Consider the following 5335-nt stretch of genomic DNA (forward strand, 5'->3'; position numbering starts at 1 on the left):
CGGCTGCCGGAGGCAGTGGCTCGTGGTGTCCTGGCTGAGGCCGGGCCTGGCTGATCACTGCGAGCAAGTCGGCGGCAGCCGCCGCGTTGAGGACGCACATCCTCCGCCGTTCCGGCTGCTCGGTTGTGTTGTCATAGGCGTGTCCGGTTGCCGTGATCTCCCAGGTCGCGCCGTGGGGCCAGGCGCCGACGAGGACTGCGATGGTGGTGCCGCTGGTCGCTGCGAGTGCGGCCTCGAGGCGGTGTGCGGTGCTGGACTCCGGCGGCGTGTGGGTGAGGATGACCTGGGGCATCTGGCCGGCCGGCACATGCGCCGACCTGCTGGCCAGCCCAGTGGCGGTGTCAGGAGTTTGATGCTGCTGGTGTTCCTTCAGCACCGTCACTGCTTCCTCAAGTGATGCGGTGACGGTGAGACCCGACACCGCATGGAGCCGGCACGCGGTGGGGCCGAGCAGCCTGGTCAGGTCCCCGCTGGTGGTGATGAGCGCCGTCTCTCCGCTGCGGCGGTGCAGGGGGTGCAAAAGGACGGTGACGAGAACGCCGCGAGCGGCATCGTCGGCGGCAACCCCTGTGAGCCCGACGCCCGTCGGCGGCACATCCGTCAGCAATGAGTCCGGCGGCTGTTCCGTGCGCTGATCTGGTGCGGTGTGATCGGATGGACCGGTGCCTTCAGAGGCGGCCAACGCTGCGTGGGCTGCGGTGACGGTCTCTGGCAGCGGGGCGAGGTCGAGGTTCTCGCGTTGCGCCGGCCCGGCCTCATCCGGGCGGTAAGCGCGCCGGCGCCGCAGCCACACGAGTGCTGCGGCCGCGGCAATCTGTTCGGCGCTGGCGTGCGGTATCCAGCCACCCGGCACCGTGACCCCGTCTGGGGCGATGGTGAACGTCGTACCGCGCGTCTCGGCGGTACGGGTGGTGGTCGACGGTGCCGACCGTCGTCGAGGGGATATCTGCCTGTGGTGCGGGCGTCGTACTGGCGGAGGCGCTGAAGACCGCGGCTCCGGCCATGCCGGTGGCGGTGGCCTGAAGCGGCGTGGGAAGCGGTACCCGGCGCAGCCACCGCATGCCGGCGCGTGTCCTCACGACCAGTCGGCCGAGGATCGTGCCAGCCAGCAACAGCCACACCAGCCAGGCGAGGATCGCCAGGGCACCGGTCAGGGTCTGCTCGGTCAGGGGCTGTTCCAGCCACTGCCGCGCCTGCTGCGAGCTCGGCCACCGGCGGAGTGGCCATCCGACGGTGCGCGCCAGCAGCAGCGGCGGGCCCGCCAGCAGGAGGACAAGGAAGAAGCTGGCCCCTATCCGACGCGGCCACCGCATCGCGGGCACCTCCTCCCGCAGGTTGCGGACCCGCCGTCGGCTCGGCTGACGCTGCCGCGCCGGCTCGCAGACGTCGCCCACCGGCAGCCGATGCAGTGGCTCGCGGCGGCCAAGCCGCGGTCCGCGCTCGTCATGGCGGCCCCGTTGCCCTGGGACGGATCAAGGGGCATGGGCGGCGGGTGCGGCGGGACGGATGACGCGCGTCCACAACCGCGCGGCCCACCAGACGGCGATGGCGATGGCGTAGATGACGCCGAGGATGCCGGCGGCCTGTGAACTGACGATCGCGGCGGTGATCACGGCGAGGGGTGCGGCGAGGATGAGGCGGAACACCAGCGGTGTCACGAGCGCCATGACCACCCCGACGCCGAGGAGCAGGCCGCCGACGCGGCCGGCGATGTCGATCCACAGGATGAGGTCAGGCCACCGGTCGGCCGTCAGGGAATACTGGATCAGCGCCATGCCGGCGGCGGCCGTGACGACGGAGCCGGTCGGCACGGCCAGCAGCGCCGACCAGCCACCGTGGGGTGCGCGCCATTGCCGGGCGGCGACGACCGCCATGGCGGCGGCCATCAGCGCGGTCGGGGTGATCGGCCAAAGGGCCCATCTGAGGAACGCGCCTACCGGCTGGCCTAGGTACTGGCTGGCAACTACCGCGTAGAGGCCCGCGATCGCGAGGCCGAGGGAGACGGCGGCGAGGATGCCGACGCTGATCTTTCCGCCTTCGGACCGGGTGTGGGGGTGGGGCTGTGGGCGGCGGCGAGGGAGCCGAGGATGGTGCCCGCTCCGAGGCATGCCAGGAGGGCGAACACGGCGGCCATGGTGAGCTCGCCCCAGTTCAGGGTCACCCAGTAGTGCACGTTCAGCGTGCTGTGCTGCTCTGCGGTCATGAGGCACTGCCAGATCAGGGCCAGGGACGCGAAGCCGGGCACGGCGATGGCGACGGCCCGCCGCACCGGCGGCACCGGCACTTCCACGGCGCTCGCCGTGCTGGGGTTGGCGGCGCCGGCGTCCGCGGCGCCTCTGGCGGCAACGAGCGCCGGCTGCGTGACCACTGTCGGAGCGACGCCGGTCTGGTCGGCGATGAGCTTCTCCAGTTGCGGCAGGTGCGCGCCGCCTCCGACGCAGTAGACGCCGGCGAGTTCGTCGGGTGCTGATCTCGGCTGCGGTGACCGCCTCGCTGGTCAGCTGCGCAGCGCGCTGCAGGACCGGGTGGGCGGCCTGCTCGAGCATGGTGTTGTTCACGATGATGGGTGGCCGGTTGGGAAGCGGCACGGTCACGGCCGGGTGATGCGCCAGGGCTTCCTTCGCGGCTTGAACGCTGGCGGCCACCGTCCACCGCAGTGCGCCATCACCGGCGTCCTCGGGCATGGGGTCGCCGGTGAGGGACGCGGCGAGAGCTTGGTCGATGGCGGTGCCGCCGGCGGCTGGGTCGGCGAGGGTCGCAAGGACCTCGAAGCCGGCAGGGCCACGGCGCAGGACAGTGGCCTCCGCGCCCGCACCCAGATCGCAGACGGCGATGAACGACCCCACCCGGCATTGCAGGCCGGTGGCCACCAGGTGCTCGGCGACGGCCACCGGCGCTTCCACCAGGCGTGGCTGTGGAAGACCGGCCCGGTGGGCGGCCTGCCGCATCCAGGTGCGCCGCCGCGGCCCCCATCCTGCCGGCACCACCACCCGCACATCTTGCACCGGGCCGCCGGCGACCCGCTCGGCCTCGGCAGCGACGCGGCGCAAGGTTGCTGCCGCCAGGTCGAGAGCGTCAACGACGGTTCCGTCGATGGTGAGCTGGTCGTCGGTGGGGCGGCGCGGTGCCGGGATGAACCGGTTCGGCTGGTCCGCCGCGGCCTGCCATGCCCGCTGCCCTGTCCACACGTCGCCGTCCGGGGAGAGGTAGACGGCGCTGGACAGGTGTGGTGCGCCGTCGAAGGACAGTGGCGACCAGCTGCCGTCGGGCCAGGCAAGGACGGCGACGGTGCTGGTGGTGCCGCAGTCAATTGCTAGCCGCGCCTCCCCCGCCCGCATAGGCATAGTCAAACATGAACATCTCGCTTACGTCACCCCGCCGCTACTGAACGGAACGGGCCGTCCGCTCTAGTCCTCGTGGCGTCGCCGCGCTGGAGCTGTGTGCGGGGCTTCCCGACCTGTGCCGTCGTCCTGCGCCGGCCGGTCCTGCGTGATACGTCATTCGGGATGGAGGTGTTGTTGCGCGGCGGGCCAGGCCACGGGCACGTCATCGACGGCGGCGGCGAGTCCGTGGTGTGGGGTGCGTGCCTGTACGAGCGCACCTCGGACATCGGGCGGTCCCGCGGCCGGGACCTGCGCGTGTACCAGCACCGGCCCGACTGTTGCCAGCCGTACGGGCGCGGCTCGGAGGACCGCTGCGAATGACCTCGACGGGTGGACGGCACAGCATCCTCAACCAGTCAGCCCAGCGACTGGGTTCCTGCCGGACGTGCGCGTCGTCGCCGACCGCGTCAAGGGGGCCGGGTCGGCGGGCTCCATGTGCAGGGGGCACCCCGCTTCGGCGACGGCGGTCGGCGCAAGTGGTTCCCGGTCGCCGAGGCCGATGAACCCGATCGGAGGTTCCGCGGTGGTCGTGTTCACGACGCGATGGCGTTCAGTTCGGTCAGCGCGTCCTTGGGAAGGGTCAGCGCAGCAGCGGTGACGTTCTCACGCAGGTGCGTGACGGATGAGGTGCCGGGGATGAGCAGGAGGTTCGGGGAGCGCTGGAGCAGCCACGCCAGCGCGACGGCCATCGGTGTGGTGTCGAAGCGGTTGGCGACAGCGTTCAGTTCCTCGGACTGCAGTGGGGAGAAGCCGCCGAGCGGGAAATAGGGCACGTAGGCGATGCCCTGTGCGGCGAGGGAGTCGATCAGGTCATCGTCGTTGCGGTTGGCGATGTTGTAGAAGTTCTGGACGCATACGATCGGCGCGATGGACTGTGCTTCGGCGATCTGCTCGGCGTTGACGGTGCTGAGACCGAGATGCTTGATCAGGCCGTCCTGCTGCAGCTGCGCGAGCGCGGTGAACGGCTCGGCGATGGGGCCGGGAGTGGGTCGGTCGAGCCCACCGACGCGCAGGTTGACCACGTCGAGTGCGTCTAGCCCGAGGTGATACAGGTTGTCGTGCACAGCCTGGCGCAGCTGCTCGGGAGCCAGCGCCGGCGGCCAGTTCCCCTCGGCGTCCCGCAACGCTCCGACCTTCGTCACGATGTGTAGATCGTCAGGGTACGGGTGCAAAGCCTCCCTGATGATCTCGTTGGTGACGTACGGGCCGTAGTAGTCGGCGGTGTCGATGTGGTTGATACCCAGGAGAACGGCCTCGCGCAGCACGGCCACGGCAGCGTCGCGGTCGGCCGGCGGGCCGAACACGTGCGGGCCGGCCAACTGCATCGCGCCGTACCCCATCCGGGTGAACGTCAGATCCTCGGCCATGGTGAACGTCCCGCCAGGCAGTGGGGTCGATGTCATGAGAGTTCCTCTCCTCGTTGTCGCAGGTCCACGCGCTTCCCGCCGACGCGGGCGCCAAACCGCGGCGGCCGCCAGAGGTGATGGCTAGCGGCGGATGTCAACGAGTGCCCATGTGCCGGCCGCGGGACGTGAGCGGGACTCGCAGGTGGCGCTAGGGAGCCGACCCCCAGTGCCTCGGCTGGCACCAGCGCTTGGCTCCGGACGCCCCATCGGTCAGATGGGGCGCGCTCACTCACGAACGCCGCGCATTGTCAGCGGCATGTGCGGATATTCCAAGACCGGCGCACCTCAATACGGCTCGGGAACAGCCACTACCAAGCCATGGGCCGGATGCCGTAAGGCGGTTTGGGTGCTGATGGCGTCGCGACTGGTCGGCCGTTACTCAACGGGCGCCAGTGGCCGTCGGAATCAGTCGCCTGAGTAGCCCCAGAAGTAGATCTCTGCGGGCTTACCTGCGTCGTCGTGCAGGACGGCGCAGCGCCCGAACCACCGGCTACGGACGAGGTCGTCGATGGCGTCGATGTGCGCTCGTGTTAGCCGATCGGTTCC

At 70.6% G+C, this 5335-nt stretch carries 4 protein-coding genes and 2 pseudogenes; 1 reads left to right on the forward strand and 5 read right to left on the reverse strand.

Annotation, left to right across the window (positions count from 1 at the left end; translation table 11 throughout):
* The 4 genes and pseudogenes from ACWD6N_RS37265 to ACWD6N_RS37280 all read right to left on the reverse strand — a co-directional run.
* A pseudogene (locus ACWD6N_RS37265) lies at nt 1-853 on the reverse strand (hypothetical protein); the annotation flags it as partial.
* Nucleotides 854-1472: 619 nt separating this feature from the next.
* Nucleotides 1473-1886 carry a hypothetical protein gene (locus ACWD6N_RS37270; RefSeq protein ID WP_387331086.1) on the reverse strand — a complete coding sequence of 138 codons (414 nt, stop codon included), beginning with the start codon at nt 1884-1886 and terminating at the stop codon, nt 1473-1475.
* A gap of 77 nt (nt 1887-1963) precedes the next feature.
* Nucleotides 1964-2368 carry a hypothetical protein gene (locus tag ACWD6N_RS37275; protein ID WP_450006678.1) on the reverse strand — a complete coding sequence of 135 codons (405 nt, stop codon included), beginning with the start codon at nt 2366-2368 and terminating at the stop codon, nt 1964-1966.
* 388 nt (nt 2369-2756) lie between these two features.
* Nucleotides 2757-3344 (reverse strand): annotated as a pseudogene (locus ACWD6N_RS37280) (Hsp70 family protein); the annotation flags it as partial.
* A gap of 162 nt (nt 3345-3506) precedes the next feature.
* Here ACWD6N_RS37280 and ACWD6N_RS37285 point away from each other — a divergent pair.
* Nucleotides 3507-3704 carry a hypothetical protein gene (locus ACWD6N_RS37285; RefSeq protein ID WP_450006675.1) on the forward strand — a complete coding sequence of 66 codons (198 nt, stop codon included), beginning with the start codon at nt 3507-3509 and terminating at the stop codon, nt 3702-3704.
* Between the two features lie 212 nt (nt 3705-3916).
* On the opposite strand, the gene ACWD6N_RS37290 is transcribed toward ACWD6N_RS37285, so the two are convergent.
* Nucleotides 3917-4786 carry an aldo/keto reductase family oxidoreductase gene (locus ACWD6N_RS37290; protein ID WP_387331095.1) on the reverse strand — a complete coding sequence of 290 codons (870 nt, stop codon included), beginning with the start codon at nt 4784-4786 and terminating at the stop codon, nt 3917-3919.
* Nucleotides 4787-5335: the final 549 nt, after the last annotated feature.

This window comes from Micromonospora sp. NPDC005163, from assembly GCF_053599835.1.